The organism is Acetobacter okinawensis JCM 25146, from assembly GCF_000613865.1.
Classification (GTDB): domain Bacteria; phylum Pseudomonadota; class Alphaproteobacteria; order Acetobacterales; family Acetobacteraceae; genus Acetobacter; species Acetobacter okinawensis.
In genome coordinates this window covers 1-18,726 of record NZ_BAJU01000044.1, presented here as the reverse complement: position 1 = coordinate 18,726, position 18,726 = coordinate 1, and the positions used below count along the sequence as shown (strand labels likewise).

Here is an 18,726-nt window from a genome sequence, read left to right as displayed (position 1 = left end):
TCCTGCTCCTGCTCCTGCTCCTGCTCCTGCTCCTGCTCCTGCGGGTGGAGCCGCTCCCGCACTGGGGCAAGGGGCCAGTGCAACTCCGGGCGCGCACCCTGCCACCACGCCAACCCGGCCACCACCGGAAGCCACCATACCCAATGCGCCACCACCCCTGCCGCAACTGACCCCCGCACCATCAGATGTGGAGATTCACCCCTTCCCCATTCCGCCGCAGCCCACGGTGCAGGCGCAGGCAAAGGGTGTTGTCACCCCCATTCCCAGCGGCATCCGCCTGACATTTGCCCCCGGCTCAGCCGACCTGAACCCCGAGACACATCAGCCATTCTGGCATTTGGCCAAAATCTTGCCTACAAGCCGCATGTGCGCGTGCTGGTAAACGCCTATAGCTCGGGTGCAGCGGATGACATCTCCCTTCCCCGCCGCATGGCACTGGCCCGTGGGCTTGCAGCCCGCAGCGTGCTCATGAACGGGGGCACACCGTCCACCAGAATTTATGTGCGGGTCATCGGCCAGCCCAAAAATGCCAAACCCGGCGACCCGCAGGACTACATCGACCTCTACCAGTCAGACATGGAGCAATAAGGACCGCATCACCGGGGGGCGTCATACGCCTAATTCCTGTGGTACGGCGTCCACAGGCGGCTGCGCGTGGGGGGAACATGCCCCGCACGGTTTACAAAACAGGGATTAAAAAATGTGGAGATGAGCAGACAGGCGCTGTTACGCGCCTGTCTGCTCTTCCATGCGAATACGCGCTTCAGTTGCCAACTGATCTACCTGCTCGTTCTCCGGCACACCGGAATGCCCTTTAACCCAATGCCAAGAGACATCATGCGGCTTGGCAGCATCCAACAGACGCCGCCACAAATCCATATTGGCCACCGGGTCACCCGCTGCATTGCGCCAGTTGCGGCGCACCCAGCCTGTATGCCAGCGCGTAATGCCGTTACGCACATATTCGCTATCGGTATGCAGGTTTACGGTGCAGGGTTTTTTCAGCGCTTCCAGCGCCTCGGCGGCGGCAGTCAGTTCCATGCGGTTGTTGGTCGTGGCAAGCTCCCCACCGGAGAGTTCACGCTCAACGCCTTTGCAGCGCAGCAGCACACCCCAGCCACCCGGACCGGGGTTGGGCTTGCACCCCCCATCGGTCCAGATTTCAACCTGCATCCGGTTTTCCGCCCCTGCGGATGACGTCTCAGAGTCCATAACCACCCACACTTTGCGTTGCCAGATGGAACCGTAACCGGCGGAGGTAATCCAACGGGTTTTTAGGTGTTACCAGCGCATCGGCCGGGGTGTTGATCCAGTCATACAGCCGGGTGAGCAAAAAGCGCATGGCCGCCCCCTGCGCCAGAACAGGCATGGCCGCACGCTCCACATCCTCAAGCACGCGCACGTCCTCATACCCCAGCAACATCTGCCGGGCGAAGGTGACGTTGAACGCACCATCGGGCTGGAAGCACCATGCATTCAGGCAGATGGCCACGTCAAAGGCCAGATAATCCGTGCAGGCAAAGTAAAAGTCGATCAGACCCGACAGGGTGTTGTGGAGAAAAAACACGTTATCGGGGAACAGGTCAGCATGGATCTGCCGCGCGGCAGGGGGGCGTTCTGCCCATGGCCCGGCCATGCGGGCACAATATGGGCAAGAGCCTGTTCCAGCTCCGCCTGTAAACCCGGCTGCACCGCATCTGCCCCATTGGCGCAACTTTGCAGCAACGGCGCCCATGCCTGTGGCCCCAGCGCATTGGGGCGTTCTGGCGCGTAGGAGCGGCCTGCCGCATGTAGCTGGGCCAGAGCGCGCCCAAGGGGGCGGCAATGCTCAAGCCGCACGGTACGGGGCCACACACCGGGCAAAAAGGTGGTAATGGCCGCAGGACGGCCTGCAAGGGTTTTGAGCGTAATGCCCTGCCTGTCAGCCACAGGCTGCGGGCAGGTCACCCCCTCACGCGCGAGGTGCTGCATAAGGCCCAAAAACCAAGGGAGTTCACGCGCATTCACCCGCTTTTCGTACAGGGTGAGGATATAGTCCCCCTCCGTTGTACGAAGCTGGAAGTTGCTGTTCTCAACCCCTTCGGCAATGCCACGGAACGCTACAAGGGAGCCAATGGCAAAATCTGCCAGAAACTCCTGCAGCGCCTCGTCGCTAACGTCCGTATAAACGGCCATGAACCACCTTTAGCCCAACGGTGCAGGAAGGCGGAATGTGACGTTTTCTTCCTTCACGATCCGTTCTTCAATGCACAGGGTGTAACGCTTGGCCATTTCGGCCAGCATTTCCTGCACCAGCGCTTCCGGAGCAGAGGCACCGGCTGTAATGCCCAGCGTGCCCACACCGTCCAGCACCGACCAGTCCAGCGCGTCCAGCCGGGGGACCAGCAGGGCACGGGCCGCACCGGAGCGCTCGGCCACTTCGCGCAGGCGCTGGGAGTTGGAGGAGTTGGGCGAGCCAATAACAATCACCAGATCGCACTCGGGGGCTATGGTCTTGACCGCTTCCTGCCGGTTGGTGGTGGCGTAGCAGATATCCTCCCGCTTGGGCCCTTCAATCAGGGGGAAGCGCTCACGCAGGATGTCCACAATTTCTGCCGTATCATCAACAGAGAGCGTGGTCTGGGTGATAAACGCCAGCATGGAGGGGTCAGCGGGCTGCACGCTGCGGGCTTCGTCCGCATCGTTAATCAGGGTTACGGCTCCGGCGGGGAGCTGGCCCATGGTTCCGACGACCTCAGGGTGACCGGCATGGCCGATCATCAGAATATGGCGGCTGTCCGGGCCACCAGCGGCATAATGGCGCTCGGCCTCGCGGTGGACCTTGGAGACCAGCGGGCATGTGGCATCCAGGTACAGCAGGTTGCGGCGTTCAGCTCGGCTGGCACGGTTTTAGGCACACCGTGGGCGGAAAAAACCACATGACCATCTGCGGGGACCTCATCGAGTTCCTCCACAAAAATGGCACCCTGTGCCTCCAGTTCCTCTACGACGGTGCGGTTGTGAACAATCTCGTGCCGGACGTAAACCGGCGCGCCATAGCGGCGGATGGCCTCCTCCACAACGCGGATGGCACGGTCCACCCCGGCGCAAAAGCCGCGCGGGCCAGCCAGAAGGACCTTGAGCGAGCGGCCATGCCGGGCATCCGTGCTCTGAGTGGTCGTGTGGGTGTCAGTTTGATCGGGCATGGTGTTCCCCAAAGTTGCAGCGGGCTGTATAGAAGAAAACTGGCTATGAAGAAGCATATTGAAAACAGGCTACGCCCGAAACCCGGTAAAGGCCGTGGCAGTTGTGGCCTACGCAAAGGACGCATGTGATGCAACCCGTTTTGCAGCATTCAAGACGTGAAACACACGCCCGCAGGGGTGTAACGGGTTGGTGCGTCACCCATTTTTGTTCCTCCACCCCATCAATGCCGGATTCCTCCATGCCTTATGTTTTTACCCGCCTGCGCAGCCTGCTCCCCCGCGTAACCGCTTCTGGCGCACTGGCCATGGGCCTGATGACGGCGCTGACAGGGTGCGGAGGGGGGGAAACCACCTCAACCGAATTTGCGCCAGCCTGCCCCGTGACACATATTCCGTCCGAAGCGGCGGACTATTACCTTTACAACGGAAAAGGCACCAGTTTTGGTGATCTGATAGCGCGGGCCAGCATTGTCAAGCTGGAGGGCGAATGCTCGGCCGGTGGCCCCAAGGACCTGAAAACCCGAGTCGCACTCCATATTACAGTGGAGCGTGGCCCTGCCTCCACCACGGAAACACTGAACATACCGTGGTTTATTGCCGTGCTGCACGGGGACCGGATAGTGAACAAGCACATCTTCCGCCACACGGTCACATTCCCCGCCAACCTTGCGACCTTTGATACGATCAGCAAGATCATTACGATCGACCTGCCGATCCCTCCCCGCAATGTTGATTCCGATTACCGGTTTGAGGTGGGCTTCCAACTCAGCCCACACCAGCTTGAGTATAACCAGCTCCACCTCAAACACGCGACCTATCAGGCGTACTGAGCGCCGCCTACACGGGGCGTAGGGGCTGCGCCAAAAGGCGCAGCTCACCCGCTCAGGTGGCCGGAGGGGCATCCGGCGGGAAGCGGGCTTCCCTGATGGCGGCATTCTGCCGCTCGGTCAGGGCCTGCTCGTCAAACCCTTCCACAATCTCGTGGAACAGTTCGCTCCAGTTCATCTTGACCTTGAGCCGCATAAAGACCGAGCCAAGGCCAATGGCGGAACGGTCCACCAGCACAAATTCGCGCGGCAGGCGCACCCCCCCCGTTTTTTGCAGCCCTTCATGCACGCGGCTGAGCACCTCGCGCCCATGTTCAGGGGTGTTCTCTTCCTGAATATAGCGCTCGCGGTCGTCCATCAGCGGGGCGTAGAGCAGGCTGGCCCATTCGTTCAGCACACGCACCTTCTCGCGCGACAGGTCGCGGAAGCCCCATGCCTCGTACGCATGGGCGGCCAGATCCTCGTCCTTTGTGCGCAGGGCGTTGTACAGGTCGATATTCCCCTGAATGAACGAGGGCCGAAAAATACGGATTGCCCCAAAGTCCAGCAGGTTCAGCCCGCCATCCTCACGCAGGGTAAAGTTGCCCATATGCGGGTCGCCATGCACCACACCGTACTGGTAGAGCGGCACATACCAGCCGCGGAACAGGGCGCGGGCGATCTTTTTTTTCTGCTCTTCGCTTAACCCGGCCTTGATGGCGGCATTCAGGTTCTGGCCCGCCACCCATTCCATGGTCAGCAGGCGGCGCGTGCTCAGCGCGTCCACGGGGAGTGGCACAGTTACATCCGGGCAGCCCTGCACAATGTTGTGGTAGAGCCGCATATTCGCGGCCTCGCGCCGGTAGTCCAGTTCCTCACGCAGGCGTTCGGCCAGCTCCTCCACCACATCATCCTGACGGATGGCGTTGTCGAGCTTGTGGTACACCCCAATGGCCATGCGGAACTGCTTGAGATCCGCCTCCACTGCCGAGTTCATGTCCGGGTACTGGAGCTTGCAGGCCACCTTGCGGCCATCTGCCAGAATAGCCTGATGCACCTGCAAGGCTTGCCGCAGCAGCAGCCTCCTTGCCAAAGGCGCGGAAGTTCTTCTCCCACCCTGCTCCCAGTTCCGCTGTCATACGGCGGCGCACAAAGTTCCAGCCCATGGGTGGCGCGTTGGACTGGAGCTGGGCCAGTTCCTCCGCATATTCTTCGGGCAAGGCACCGGGAATGGTGGCCAGAAGCTGGGCTGCCTTCATCAACGGGCCTTTAAGCCCGCCCAGAACGGACTTAAGGTCCTCCGCATGGGTTGCACCACCGGAGCGGATGCCCATTTTATGCCCAGCCAGACGTGCGGCAATGCCCCCCACCGTGCCGGTGGTCTGCACCATACGCCGCAACTCCCCGAACATGCCGGAGTTATCCAGATCGCGCGCCATGCTCAGTCCTGCTCCAGTTGGTCAATAAAGCCGGAAATCACGTCCAGCCCCTTGCGCCAGAAACCGGGGTCCGATGCATCCAGCCCGAACGGGGCCAGCAGTTCCTTATGCCGCAGCGTCCCCCCAGCCTGAAGCATGGTGATGTATTTATCCTGAAAACCCGGAGCCCCTTCGCTGAACACTTTGTACAGCGCGTTGACCAGACAATCCCCGAATGCATAGGCGTATACATAGAAAGGTGAATGGATAAAGTGGGGAATATACGCCCAGAACACATCGTATTCGGGTGTAAAGTTAAAGGCCGGGCCAAGGCTCTCGGTCTGGACCGCGCGCCAGATTGCGCCAATCTGCTCGGGCAGGAGCTCGCCTTTTTTGCGCTCGTCATGCACGCGGGTCTCAAACTCATAGAACGCAATCTGGCGCACCACGGTGTTGAGCATGTCCTCCACCTTGCCAGCCAGCAGCAGACGGCGGCGGGTGGGGTCTTTTTCCCCGTCCAGCAGGGACTGGAAGGTCAGCATCTCGCCAAACACACTGGCGGTCTCGGCCAGTGTGAGGGGCGTATCGGACATAAGATAACCCTGCTTTGCCGCCAGCACCTGATGCACGCCGTGACCAAGCTCGTGCGCCAGCGTCATCACATCGCGGATGCGGCCGTGGTAGTTGAGCAGGATATAGGGGTGGGCCGATGGCACGGTGGGATGAGCAAACGCACCGGGGGATTTGCCCGGTGCAGGCGGCACATCAATCCACGGGCTGGTCAGGAAGGTGTTGATGACCTTGCCCATGCGCGGGTCAAACCCGTCATACGCCTTTTGCACAATGGATTTGGCCTCGGTCCACGGAATCTGGCGGTCCTCACACCCTGGCAGGGGGGCATTACGGTCCCAGTGTTCCAGCTTGTCCAGCCCCATCCATTTGGCCTTGAGGCTGTAATAGCGGTGGGACAGGCGCGGGTAGTCGGTACGCACGGCGGAGACCAGAGCATCCACCACCTCGTCCTCCACCATATTGGACAGATTGCGCGAGGAGGTCGGGCGGGCAAAATGCCGCAGCCCATCGGAGATGGATTTATCCTTGGCCAGCGTGTTGGTAATGAGTGCAAACAGGCGAACGTTGCCCTCAAACACCGCCCCTACCGCCTTGCCTGCCCGCTCACGCACGGCGCGGTCCGTATCGGACAGACGGTTGAGCGCATCGCCCACCGGCATGGTCTGCCCATCCACCGTGACCCGCAGAGCGGCTATGGTCTCATCAAACAGGCGGCACCACGCCTGCGCGCCGGTGACCGATTTTTCCAGCAGCACCTTTTCCACGTCATCGCCAAGCTGGTGCGGGCGGTACATGCGTACGTCACGCAGGTACGGCTGCCAGCGGGCAAGAGCCGGGTCCTGCACCTTGGCCTGAAGGTCGGCCTCCTCCAGCCGATTGAGTTCCAGCCCGAAGAACAGAAGGTCGGTGGAAATATCGGTCAGTCGTTCGTTAATGGACTGGCTGAAGCGGCTGATGGCCGCATCGGACGAATCCGCAGCAAACAGCAAAGAGGCATAGGAGCCAGCGCGGCCCAGTTTTTCCTCTATCTCTTCAAATTCGCTCAGGGCCTGCGCCAGTTGCGCGCCACTCAGGCTGCCCAGCTTACCTTGGTAGAGGCGGGCAAAGCTCTTGGCCGCAGCGGTGGCAGCCGCCAGATCGGCCTCCAGTGCCGGGTCATCCATGCCCGCGTACAGGGCCGAGAGGTCCCAGCGCGGCAGGGTGCTGGTCCCTTGGGCGGAGGAGGAGGCAGGTCCGGCTTCCGCCGCCATGAGCGGAAGTGACAGCGAACGGGAAAAATGCGCGGTATGTTCCATGCCCCCACTCTACCGCGCAAATCCACCAGAGGCGAGAGCCCTTGCATGCAAAGACAAAGCACCAGAACGGCAAAACGGGCGGGAGCCATAAGCCCCCGCCCGTTCTGTCTGTTCACATCTGCTAAAGGCTGGCTCAGGCCGATCTGGCCTGCTCCGCACCGTCCACGCTAAAGCCGATGATTTTGGCATAATCCTTGGGCACAATCTGCCAGAACTGGGGCAGAACCTCGTCCCACTTATGCAGCAGCATGGAGGCATAGGCCGAGCCCGTTTCCTCCACGTGCCGTTCGACCAGAGCGCGCAGTTTTTCTGCCCATTCGGGATCACTCACACGCGACCACAAAAGAGCTTCGGGGTTGATGCGCTTGGTAAAGCCCCCAGTGCTGTCCAGCACAAAGGCCATACCGCCGGTAAAGCCCGCGCCAAAGTTGTCGCCCACTTCCCCCAGCACCACAACGGTGCCACCGGTCATGTATTCGCAACAGTTGGAACCGCAGCCCTCGATCACCGCTATGGCACCCGAGTTACGCACCGCAAAGCGCTCGCCCGCCTGCCCTGCCGCATACAGTTCACCTGCGGTTGCGCCATACAGCACGGTGTTGCCAATAATGGCGTTCTGGTTGGACGCCAGCGTGGAGGATGGTGAAGGACGGACCGTAATGGTCGCCCCCGACAGACCCTTACCCACGTAGTCGTTGGCGTCACCCAGCACTTCCAGCTTGAGCCCCTGCACGGCAAACGCACCAAGGGACTGCCCGGCAGAACCGCGCAGACGCACGGTCAGGTGGCCCGGTGCCAGCGTTTTCATGCCGAACTGGCGCACAATCAGCGAGGAAATGCGCGTGCCAATGGCGCGCTGGGTGTTCTGCACATTGTAGTGCAGCTGCATTTTCTCCCCATGCTCGAACAGCGGGCGGGCATCGTTGATCATCTGCGCGTCCAGCGTGTCGGGGACCTCGTTCCGGCCCTCCAGCGTGCAATAGCGCGCGTATGGCCCCGGGTCTGCCTGCGAGAGCAGGGAGTTCAGGTCCAGATCGTCCAGATAATCTGCCCCGCGTGAGACCTGACGCAGCAGGTCGGTGCGGCCAATAATCTCGTTAAGTGTGCGGAAGCCAAGGGAGGCCAGAATGTTACGCACATCCTCCGCAATGAACGAGAACAGGTTGATGACCTTCTCTGGCGTGCCTTCAAACTTGGCGCGCATGGCCGGGTCCTGCGAGCACACGCCAACCGGGCAGGTGTTGGAGTGGCACTGGCGCACCATAATGCAGCCCATGGCCACAAGGCTGGCCGTACCAATGCCAAACTCTTCCGCCCCCAGCATAGCGGCAATCACCACGTCACGCCCGGTTTTGATCCCGCCATCGGCGCGCAGGCGCACACGGTGGCGCAGACGGTTGAGCATGAGCACCTGATGCGTTTCCGCCAGCCCCAGCTCCCACGGCAGACCCGCGTATTTAATGGAGCTGACCGGACTTGCCCCCGTGCCACCCGAATGGCCGGAAATGAGAATGGCATCAGCCTTGGCCTTGGCCACACCTGCGGCAATGGTGCCAATGCCCGAACGTGCGACCAGTTTAACGGTTACGCTGGCATCCGGTTGATCTGCTTGAGGTCATAAATAAGCTGTGCCAGATCCTCGATCGAGTAAATATCGTGGTGCGGCGGGGGCGAGATCAGCGTGACCCCCGGTGTGGCATGGCGCAGCTTGGCAATTAGCTCGGTCACCTTGAAGCCGGGCAACTGCCCGCCCTCACCCGGCTTGGCACCCTGAGCCACCTTGATTTCCAGCTCTCGGCAGTCATTGAGATACTGCGCGGTCACCCCAAAGCGACCCGATGCCACCTGCTTGATGGCCGAGGACGCGTTATCCCCATTGGGGCGCGGCTTTGCGCGTGCCGGGTCTTCCCCCCCCTCACCGGAATCGGACTTGGCGCCAATCCGGTTCATGGCGATGGAGAGTGTTTCATGCGCTTCGGGGCTGAGTGCGCCGAGAGAGATAGCGGGCGAGATCAGGCGTTTGCGCAGCTGCGTAATGCTTTCCACCTCTTCCACCGGAATAGGCGTACGCCCATCACGGAAGTCGAGCAGGTCGCGCAGCGCCACGGGGGGCTGGGCGCGCACTGCATCGGCGTAGCGCTGGTAGATGGTAAAGCTGTCTGTGGCCACGGCGGTCTGGAGCATATGGATCAGCCCGCCATCAAATGCGTGCTGCTCCCCACTGCGGCGCAGCTTGTACAGCCCGCCCACAGGCAGGGTCAGGGCCGAGGCCGAACCCCATGCCTGCTCGTGGAAGCTCAGCGCATTGCGTGCAATGCCCGACAGACCAATACCAGAAATGCGCGAGGGCATACCGGGGAAGAATTCCGCCGTCAGGGCGCGCGACAGGCCCACTGCCTCAAAATTGCAGCCACCACGGTAAGACGCCACAATGGAAATGCCCATTTTGGACATGATCTTGAGCAGCCCCTTGTCCACCGCCTTGCGGTAACGCTCCATGCACTCACGCAGGCTGCGGCTGCCAAACAGGCCACGGCGGTGGCGGTCTGCAATGCTTTCCTGCGCCAGATACGGGTTAACCGTTGTGGCGCCCACACCAATGGTTACGGCAATGGCATGCACATCCAGTGCCGTGGACGTGCGCACGTTAAGCGAGGTGAACGTACGCAGGGACGTGCGGACCAGATGGGTATGCACAGCCCCCGTAGCCAGAATCATGGGGATGGAAGCCCGGTCGGGGGACTGGGCCTCATCCGTGAGGAACACATGGGTACAGCCGCCACGCACACTTTCCTCCGCCTCGCGGCGGATGCGGGCAATGGCCTCACGCAGGCCAGCCTCTCCATCGCACGCGGGGAAGGTGCAGTCGATGACACTGGCCGATGCACCGCAGAAGCCACGCAGAGCCTCATACTCGCCCGATGTCAGCACAGGCTGGGCAGTTGCAGCATGTCGCACTGCTCGGCCGACTGGTCCAGAATGTTGCCAAGGTTGCCAAGCCGTGTGGCAAGGCTCATCACCCCGGCTTCACGCAGGCTGTCGATGGGCGGGTTGGTCACCTGGCTGAACATCTGGCGGAAGTAGTGCGACAGGCCACGGTAACGCGGAGACAGCACAGCCAGAGGCGTGTCATCCCCCATGGAGCCAATGGCTTCGCTCGCGTCTTCCACCATCGGGTGGAGCAGGGTTTCCAGCTCTTCGAGCGTAGTGCCAACAGCCAGCTGGCGGCGGCGCAGTTCATCCCCCTTGTAATAGACCGGCTCGGTCACATCCGAGCGGACAAGGTGCCGATCTTCTGGGTCCGCTTGATCCAGTCCGAAAAATCCTGACGGGAGGACAGCACATCCAGCAGCGCGCTGTTGCCGTACAGTCTGGCTTCGTCCAGATCCACGCCGATCATCTCGCCCGGGCCAAGGCGGCCACGGCTGACAATGGCGTTTTCAGGCACACGGACCATGCCGGTCTCCGACCCGACAATCAGCAGGTTGTCGGTGGTCACAGTATAGCGCAGCGGGCGCAGACCGGAGCGGTCCAGACCAGCCACAACCCAGCGGCCATCGGTCGCACACAGGGCTGCGGGGCCATCCCACGGTTCCATAACCGCATTGCAGTAGGTGAACATGTCGCGGTGGGCGGGCTTCATGGCCGCATTGCCGCCGACACTGGCCGGGATCATCAGCGCCTTGGCCGACGGGGCATCGCGCCCGGCAAAGGTCAGCAGTTCAAACACGTTGTCCAGCGTAGCCGTATCCGACCCACCAGCCTGCACCAACGGTTTGATATCGGCCATCCACGGGTCAAGGTCGGGGTGGGACAGGCGCGTTTCGTGGCTTTTCATCCAGTTGATGTTGCCCGAGATGGTGTTGATCTCACCATTATGGGCAAGGCGACGGAACGGCTGCGCCAGCTTCCATGTGGGGAAGGTGTTGGTTGAATAACGCTGGTGGTAGATGGCAAAGCGGCTGACAAAGCGCTCGTCCAGCAGGTCTGGGTAGAACTCGGTCAGATGTTCGGCAAGGAACATGCCCTTATAGATAAGCGAGCGGCATGACAGCGAGCAGATATACAGGTCCACCTGCGCTGCAATGGCGGCTTTTTCTATCCGGCGGCGGATAACGTACAGATCGCGCTCAAATGCCTCCTCCGTTTTACCCGGCAGGTTGCGGATGAGAATCTGCTCGATTTCGGGGCGGGTGGCATTGGCTTTTTCCCCAATGCAGGAGGTGTCGATCGGCACCTGCCGCCAGCCGTAAATGCCATAGCCAAAGGCCAGAATCTGGGTTTCGATAATCTGGCGGCACTGTTCCTGCGCCACAAAATCGGTCTTGGGCAGGAACACCTGCCCCACAGCAATGGGGCCATCGCTGGGGCGGTCACCTGTGCTGGTAATGGCGTCGGCAAAAAATTCCTGCGGAATTTCCACATGAATACCCGCGCCATCGCCTGTTTTGCCATCAGCATCAACCGCGCCACGGTGCCAGATGGCCTTCAGGCTGCAATGCCGGCCTCCACCACCTCGCGGCGGCGCTTGCCATCGAGGGCCGCCACAAGGCCCACACCGCAGGAATCGCGCTCATCCGCCGGGTCATACAGCCCGTCGAGGGCTTGCACGTTGGCGTCCCACGCCTTGAGAAACTCTTCACCGCTTTCAGCGGAAACAGTGTGCGAAAACTGTTCCATATCCATTATCCCTGCTCCGCCGTACGAGCCGTTGCATCGGCCCTGATCCACTCATGGATGCTCTGGGCAGCTTCCCGCCCGTCCTTGATCGCCCACACGACCAGACTGGCCCCACGTACAATATCCCCTGCCGCAAACACACCGGGCAGCGAGGTCATGAAGCTCTTCTGGTCCACCTTGAGCGTACCCCAACGCGAGGCCGCCAGCGCGGGTTCATCCCACAACTGCGGCAGGGGTTCGGGGTCAAAGCCGAGGGCTGCAATCACCAGATCGGCGTCCAGCGTAAAGGAAGACCCTTCCAGCGGTTCGACCGACTGGCGGCCCGAGGCATCGGGCAGGCCCAGCTTCATGCGGGATGCGCGCACGCCTGTGACGTGTGTGTCACCAAGGAATGCCTCGGGGGCGGCCAGCCATTCAAACTGCACGCCTTCCTCCTCCGCATTCTTTACCTCCCGCGTGGAGCCGGGCATGTTCGCGCGGTCACGGCGGTAGAGGCAGCGTACGGATTTGGCACCCTGACGAATGGCCGTGCGCACGCAGTCCATGGCCGTATCGCCACCGCCGAGCACCACCACATTTTTACCTGCTGCATCCAGCGCCTGTGCGTCTTCAGGCAGTACATCGCCCAAAGAGCGGCGGTTGGAGGCCGTCAGGTAGTCCAGCGCCTTCTCAATCCCTGCAAGGCCTGCACCGGGACCGCCAATTGCGCGGGATTTGTACACGCCGGTTGCAATCAGCACCGCATTATGCCGCCCGCGCAGCTCGGCAAAGGACAACTCGCCCGCGCCAGAGCCAATGCCTTGGCCAAGGTGGAACACAACCCCACCTTCCGCCAGCAGTTCGTGCCTGCGTGCGACAATATGCTTTTCAAGCTTGAAGCCGGGAATACCATAAACCAGTAGCCCGCCCACGCGGTCGTACCGGTCATACACATGGACCTGATAGCCCTGCGCACGCAGCTGGTCGGCAGCCGCAAGCCCGGCGGGGCCAGCCCCCACAATACCCACGGATTCGGAGCGCTCACGCACCGGGGTGACCGGCTTGACCCAGCCGTTCTCGAACGCCGTATCGGTTACAAAGCGTTCAACCGCACCAATGGTGACGCTCTCAAACCCCGGCTCGATCACGCAGCTCCCTTCACACAGACGGTCCTGCGGGCAGATGCGGCCACAGATTTCGGGGAAGGTGTTTGTGGCGGAGGACACGCCATAGGCTTCCTCCAGCCGCCCCTGCGCCGTGAGCATCAGCCAGTCGGGGATGTTGTTCCCCAACGGGCAGTGCACGGAACAGAACGGCACACCACACTGCGAGCAGCGGCTGGCCTGCTCGGTCGCCTGCTCGGGTTTGAAGTCATTGTAAATTTCGTCAAAATCCGTCCGCCGCTCAGCCGCCGTGCGTTTTTGTGGCTGCTTTTGCGGAACGGAGACAAATTTCAGCATCTTGGTTGTCATACGCCATCCCCGGCTACAAAGGGCGCGGCAGACAAACCTCGCCCCCCTAAAATCAAGCAGGAGGGAACGTGCCTGTTATCGTTCAGGATAAAAAGACAGCATTACTTACCTATTTTAAATTTAAGCCCGGAATGACCTCAAAATACGCATTTTTTACAATTTAAAACGTCTCATTCCGGACCCTTTTCGCTCCAACCTACCGTTGTGGAACAAAAACCCCAGAGCGGCCACCGCCAGCCCTGTAACGCTCCAGATAAAACGGCACACAGGCCTGCACGCTGCGCGGCACAAGACCCAGCACCTCGAACCCCGATTCCGTGGGGGGCACAACATTATCCTGCGCAAGCATAAGCAACTGGTCCCGCGTAAGAACCTTACCCGGCAAACGCTCCAGCACCGCCGCCTGCAAACGGGCCAGCGCCATGGGTACACGCACCACCGGCTTGTCACGCTGCGTCTGGCGCAAGACAAAAGTCGCAATATCCTGCATGGTCATAACGTCAGGCCCACCAAGCTGCCATACACGCCCCGAGAGTTCGGGCGCATCCGCCACCTGCGCCACAACCTGTGCCACATCCCCCACATAAACAGGCTGCACGCGCGTGGTTGCCCCGTAAACCGGCATAAACGGCAGATAGCGCGCCAGCATACCGAACAGGTTAAAAAAACTTGTCCTCCGGCCCAAAAATAACCGAGGGACGCACAATGGAGGCATCGGGGCGGTACTGCCGCACCAGCGCCTCGCCCGCCGCCCGGCTGCGTCCATAGGCGGATGGCGCATGTTCCGACACACCAAGGGCGGACATATGCACGTAACGTGCCACCCCCGCCTCCGCCGCCAGCCGCGCCACACGCCCTGCCCCATCCACATTGACCGCATGCAGGCTCTGCGCAGAGGAGGAAGACAGAACAGCCGCAAGATTAACCACCACATCGGCACCGCGCACCACGCAGGCCACCGTACTCTCATCAAGCACGGATGCGTAAAAGGGAGCCACCTGCCCCACACGCCCCATGGGGCGGAGCAAAGCCCCCCGGTCGGGCCGCCTGCTGGCCACACGGACTGTGTACCCGGCCCGCGCCAGACACTGCACAACATACTGGCCGACAAAACCGTTACCGCCCAGCACCGCCGCAGTTCTGTTCCCATTCATGCCCGTATTCCCTCTGCTTTAACGCCTGGCACTTAATACCAATACCCCACTGTGTGGCATTCGCCCCCAGCACGCCAGAGCGGGGGCTGACACAAATTCGTCAAAAAAAATCATTTTACCTGTTGACGCTAACATGTGTGCGGGGTAAATGCCTCTTCACCAGCCCGGAACACTCCGGGTTGCCATTTGAGCCCAGATGGCGGAATTGGTAGACGCGCAGGTTTCAGGTACCTGTGACCGAAAGGTTGTGGAAGTTCGAGTCTTCTTCTGGGCACCAAATTCTCTTTGAGAATTGGTAAGCATAGTAGCCCCCGCAAGGGGGCTTCTGCTTTTCTACCCCCTGCTTTCATGTAAATCCCACGCTCAGCACAACGCCTCAGGCGGTGCGCCTTAATGCTGCGCCACACGACGTTACAGACCAATGCCACGCGAGCACAAGCTTACCCCGCCAGACCAGCCCCGGCAGAGGCAAAATAGCGGTTTACGGCATTGCACATAGCCCCCGCCACCATGGCCCTGTGCCCCGCCTGCCGCAGTGCGGCCTCATCCAGCCTGTTGGACATGAACCCCATCTCCACCAGAACAGAGGGAATCTGCGCGGATTTGAGAACCGCAAACGCGGCATGGCGGTGCGGGTGGGTCAAAAGCTGCACACGGGACTGAAAGGCCGAGACCACGGCCTGCGCCATATGGGAGGACCCCTTGCGGGTTTCCTCCGTAACCAGACTGGCCAAAATCTGCTGCACCTCGGGCGATGCGCCATGCACCATAGGCCCGCCAAAACGGTCCGCGCTGTTTTCCGTACGCGCCAAATCGGCTGTCTGGCTATCGGATGCACCGTGCGCATGGGTGTACACACTGGCCCCACGCACACTTGCATTGTGCAACGCATCCGCATGCATGGAAATAAAGAGTGCCGCCCCATGCTGCTGGGCCATATCCACCCGGCTATCAAGGGGGATAAAATGATCGCTCGCCCGCGTCAGCGCCACACGGTAACGCCCCGTGGCCAGCAACTGGCGCGAAAGTTCCTGCGCCGCCGCCTCCGCCACATGCTTTTCATATGTACCGGAAAAACCGATGGCACCGGGGTCTTTGCCCCCGTGCCCCGGGTCCAGCATGACCAGCGGCTTGGATGGTGCAGCACGCCCGACTACGGCAGGGGCATGCAGCACACCCCCATGCCCTGCCCGTGCCAGAGCAGGCAGCGCCGCCCCGGCCAGAACCGCACAGCCAGCAACACCCCCCGCAACATGACCGAGAAAAGTTCTGCGCGGCACAGACAGGCTGGAAGAGGGAGAGAGCAGCAGGTGCGTGCCTGACCACCCGTGGTGCGGCCTGTGCGGTGCCATTGAAGCGCGCCTTCATCCTTGAGGTTGCAAGCCCGACAATGTGCCCGAAAAATGGCAAAAAAATAACCACCCTTTTGCCGCCTCAAGCCTTTATTACGAAGAGCTTGCAGTCTGGCGGCATTTGGGTCATGCTTAATGTGCATGGCATCTGGGCATTAGTGTACCTGCCGTGCACTCTGCCTGCTGTCTTCCGGGCGTTGTGTCTGCGCGGCATTATCCGCCAGCACCATGCGACCGGGGACCGCGCAAAGCGACGACCGAAGGATAAACGACCATAGCTCGCCCCATCGCCCTGAGTATCTCCGCCAGACCACAGGCACAGGCATGCCTGCGGGGTACTGGCGCGCGGCTGCCAGCGGGCTTTGCAGGCACCTTCGGTTTTCCAGTTCACGCCTGTTTATACCCGCTGGAAGCGCCCCTGCTCCGTGCTGCGCCATGTTGGCAAAAGCACCGCGCAGGCTGGCCACCAACGCACCGGAGTTTTTCTTTTTATGTCAAAGCGGATGCTGATCGACGCAACACACGCAGAAGAAACGCGTGTTGTTGTGATGGACGGAAATAGACTCGAAGATTATGATGTTGAATCTGCTGCAAAAAAGCAGCTCAAAGGCAATATCTACCTCGCCCGCGTTATTCGCGTAGAACCCAGCCTGCAGGCCGCCTTTGTTGAATACGGCGCAACCGGCACGGCTTTCTTGCCTTTAGCGAAATTCATCCGGATTATTACCAGATTCCGGTTGCCGACCGCGAAAAACTGCTCGCCCTTCAGGCCGAAGAAGAAACCCTGATGGACGATGCCGCCGCTGACTCCGATGAGGACGATGCAGCCGAGCACGATACGGACAGCGAAGCGGAAGACACACGCGGCGCCGCCGATGCCGACACGCGTGAAGACGGTGAAGAACGGCAGGACGCACCGGAATACGTCAGTGGTGAGACCGACACGGGTGAAGAAGCGCTGATACAAAAGCGCATTGCCCGCTTCTTGCGCAATTACCGTATTCAGGAAGTTATCCGCCGCCGTCAGGTTCTGCTGGTGCAGGTGGTCAAGGAAGAACGCGGCAACAAGGGTGCGGCGCTGACCACCTACGTCTCGCTGGCTGGCCGTTACTGCGTGCTCATGCCCAACGCACTGCGTGGTGGTGGCGTGTCCCGCAAGATTACCTCCGTTGCCGACCGCCGCCGCCTGCGTGATATTGTCAGCAGCCTGAACCTGCCGCGCGGCATGGCCATGATCGTGCGCACCGCGGGTGCCCAGCGCCCCGGCCCCGAAATTACGCGTGACTGCGAATACCTGCTCCATCTGTGGGACGACATTCGCGAACATACGCTCCAGTCCATGGCCCCGGCCCTGATTTACGAGGAAGCCAGTCTGGTCAAACGCGCCATCCGCGATGTGTACACACGTGATGTAAGCGAGATCGTAGTGGATGGTGAGAGCGGGTGGAAAGCCGCGCGCGACTTCATGCGCATGCTCATGCCCCAGCATGCCGAAAAAGTGCGCCTGTGGAGCAAGGAGCACCAGCCGCTCTTTACCCACTACAACGTGGAAGGACATCTGGACGCCATGTTCTCCCCCGTGGTGTCCCTGCGCTCGGGTGGGTATCTGGTCATCAACCAGACCGAAGCACTGGTCGCCATTGACGTGAACTCCGGCAAGGCCACCAGCCAGCGTAATATTGAAGAAACCGCCTTCCGCACCAATCAGGAAGCTGCGGACGAAGTGGCACGCCAGTTGCGCCTGCGCGATCTGGCCGGGTTGATTGTCATTGACTTTATTGACATGGAATCCCGCCGCCACAACGCCACAATCGAACGCCGCCTCAAGGATGCGCTGCGCCATGACCGCGCCCGTATTCAGATCGGCTCCATCTCGCATTTCGGCCTGCTGGAAATGTCACGCCAGCGGCTCCGCCCCTCGGTAGCGGAAGCAGCCTTTACGGTCTGCCCGCACTGCAATGGCACCGGCATGACCCGCAGTGTGGAAAGCTCGGCCCTGCACGTCCTGCGCTCGGTGGAAGAGGAAGGCGCACGCCGCCGGGCCTCCGCCATTACCGTGCATGTTGCAGCAGAGATTGCGTTCTACATCCTCAACAACAAGCGTGACTGGCTGGCCAACATCGAACAGCGCCACCAGATGGAAGTGCTGTTCTCCCCCGACAACACACTGCCCGCGCCGGAAATCCGCATCGAACGGCGCGCTCATGCCCATGCCCGTCCGGCGCATACGGCGCAGCAGCAGCAGTTGCCGCCGGTCGAAAACGTGGATGCGGACCCCACTCCGGTTGCCGCTCTGCCAGCCCCTGCCAACGCCGCACCGGCTGCTCTGCCCGAAACGGCGGAAACCGCTACAGGGGATGAGGAACCGCGCCGCCGCCGTCGTCGTCGTCGCCGCCGTGGGGGTGGTAATGGCAACGCACAGGCCCAGAACGGGACCCCTGCTGTAACCGACACTCGTGACGAAGACGCGGATGAATCCGAAAACGCCCACTCGGCGGAAGAGGCTACACCTGCCGCCCCACCGGGTGCAGACGGGCACCTTGTGCCGGGCCGCCGCCGTACACGCCACTCACGCGTACAGCGCCAGCCTTCCGACTCGGCACAGGAGCAGCGCGTCGCCATTGCCGAAGGGCCAGCCCCTCGTCCGCAGCGTGCGGTATGGACCGGGCCAACCCCCGCCAACCCGTTTGGAGACGGACCGGATATTTTTGAACTGCTGGAAACAGTGCGCAGGCCAAGCCGCCCCTGCCCCCGCAGCCAAAGAGCCTGCCCGTCCGGCTGTAGTCGCCGAGCCCGCGGCTCCCGCTCCGGC

General features: G+C 61.4%; 7 protein-coding genes, 1 tRNA gene and 7 pseudogenes. 5 read left to right on the top strand and 10 right to left on the bottom strand.

Annotated features, from left to right (window positions below; genetic code table 11):
- Both JCM25146_RS24120 and JCM25146_RS24115 read left to right on the top strand, forming a co-directional pair.
- Positions 1 to 382, top strand: a pseudogene (locus JCM25146_RS24120) (hypothetical protein); the annotation flags it as partial.
- A complete protein-coding gene (locus JCM25146_RS24115; protein ID WP_025828583.1) occupies positions 373 to 588 on the top strand; it encodes a hypothetical protein in 216 nt (71 codons plus the stop codon). The pseudogene JCM25146_RS24120 and the gene JCM25146_RS24115, both read left to right, overlap by 10 nt.
- Before the next feature lie 138 nt (positions 589 to 726).
- Here the strand turns inward: JCM25146_RS24115 and rnhA are convergent, their stop codons facing one another.
- The 3 genes and pseudogenes from rnhA to ispH form a co-directional block, all read right to left on the bottom strand.
- Positions 727 to 1,212: a ribonuclease HI gene (gene rnhA, locus JCM25146_RS13205; protein ID WP_025828582.1), complete on the bottom strand. Its 486-nt coding sequence runs from the start codon at positions 1,210 to 1,212 to the stop codon at positions 727 to 729.
- Positions 1,202 to 2,175 (bottom strand): annotated as a pseudogene (locus JCM25146_RS19460) (homoserine kinase). The gene rnhA and the pseudogene JCM25146_RS19460 overlap by 11 nt, the downstream one beginning before the upstream one ends.
- 9 nt (positions 2,176 to 2,184) lie before the next feature.
- Positions 2,185 to 3,185: pseudogene (gene ispH, locus JCM25146_RS19455) on the bottom strand (4-hydroxy-3-methylbut-2-enyl diphosphate reductase).
- A 239-nt stretch (positions 3,186 to 3,424) separates the two neighbouring features.
- Here ispH and JCM25146_RS13185 point away from each other — a divergent pair.
- A complete protein-coding gene (locus JCM25146_RS13185; RefSeq protein WP_035372673.1) occupies positions 3,425 to 4,015 on the top strand; it encodes a hypothetical protein in 591 nt (196 codons plus the stop codon).
- A 52-nt stretch (positions 4,016 to 4,067) separates the two neighbouring features.
- On the opposite strand, the pseudogene JCM25146_RS19450 reads toward JCM25146_RS13185, so the two are convergent.
- From JCM25146_RS19450 to JCM25146_RS25180, 5 genes and pseudogenes are all read right to left on the bottom strand, one after another.
- Positions 4,068 to 5,430, bottom strand: a pseudogene (locus JCM25146_RS19450) (ABC1 kinase family protein).
- A 2-nt stretch (positions 5,431 to 5,432) separates the two neighbouring features.
- Complete coding sequence (locus tag JCM25146_RS19445) at positions 5,433 to 7,277, bottom strand: M3 family oligoendopeptidase (protein ID WP_081774874.1); 1,845 nt, start codon at positions 7,275 to 7,277, stop codon at positions 5,433 to 5,435.
- A gap of 133 nt (positions 7,278 to 7,410) precedes the next feature.
- Positions 7,411 to 11,963, bottom strand: a pseudogene (gltB, locus tag JCM25146_RS19440) (glutamate synthase large subunit).
- Positions 11,963 to 13,408, bottom strand: coding sequence for an NAD(P)-dependent oxidoreductase (locus tag JCM25146_RS13145; RefSeq protein WP_025828567.1), 1,446 nt, complete (start codon positions 13,406 to 13,408; stop codon positions 11,963 to 11,965). The pseudogene gltB and the gene JCM25146_RS13145 overlap by 1 nt, the downstream one beginning before the upstream one ends.
- A 196-nt stretch (positions 13,409 to 13,604) precedes the next feature.
- Positions 13,605 to 14,562, bottom strand: a pseudogene (locus JCM25146_RS25180) (complex I NDUFA9 subunit family protein).
- 190 nt (positions 14,563 to 14,752) lie between these two features.
- Between JCM25146_RS25180 and JCM25146_RS13135 the strand changes: the two are divergent.
- Positions 14,753 to 14,839: transfer RNA gene (locus tag JCM25146_RS13135), tRNA-Leu, on the top strand.
- A 163-nt stretch (positions 14,840 to 15,002) separates the two neighbouring features.
- Here JCM25146_RS13135 and JCM25146_RS13130 read toward each other — a convergent pair.
- Positions 15,003 to 15,914 (bottom strand): N-acetylmuramoyl-L-alanine amidase family protein, encoded by a 912-nt coding sequence (locus JCM25146_RS13130; RefSeq protein WP_081774873.1) that lies wholly within the window; start codon positions 15,912 to 15,914, stop codon positions 15,003 to 15,005.
- Positions 15,915 to 16,069: 155 nt separating this feature from the next.
- On the bottom strand, positions 16,070 to 16,381 hold the full coding sequence (locus JCM25146_RS22195) for a hypothetical protein (RefSeq protein ID WP_148299099.1): 312 nt from the start codon (positions 16,379 to 16,381) through the stop codon (positions 16,070 to 16,072).
- 24 nt (positions 16,382 to 16,405) lie between these two features.
- Here JCM25146_RS22195 and JCM25146_RS19430 point away from each other — a divergent pair.
- Positions 16,406 to 18,726: pseudogene (locus JCM25146_RS19430) on the top strand (Rne/Rng family ribonuclease); the annotation flags it as partial.

Bases quoted from the DNA above. Each gene is read 5' to 3' on its own strand.
- rnhA (WP_025828582.1), bottom strand. From the start codon at position 1,212: ATGGACTCTGAGACGTCATCCGCAGGGGCGGAAAACCGGATGCAGGTT.
- JCM25146_RS13145 (WP_025828567.1), bottom strand. From the start codon at position 13,408: ATGACAACCAAGATGCTGAAATTTGTCTCCGTTCCGCAAAAGCAGCCA.
- JCM25146_RS13130 (WP_081774873.1), bottom strand. From the start codon at position 15,914: ATGGCACCGCACAGGCCGCACCACGGGTGGTCAGGCACGCACCTGCTG.
- JCM25146_RS19445 (WP_081774874.1), bottom strand. From the start codon at position 7,277: ATGGAACATACCGCGCATTTTTCCCGTTCGCTGTCACTTCCGCTCATG.
- JCM25146_RS13185 (WP_035372673.1), top strand. From the start codon at position 3,425: ATGCCTTATGTTTTTACCCGCCTGCGCAGCCTGCTCCCCCGCGTAACC.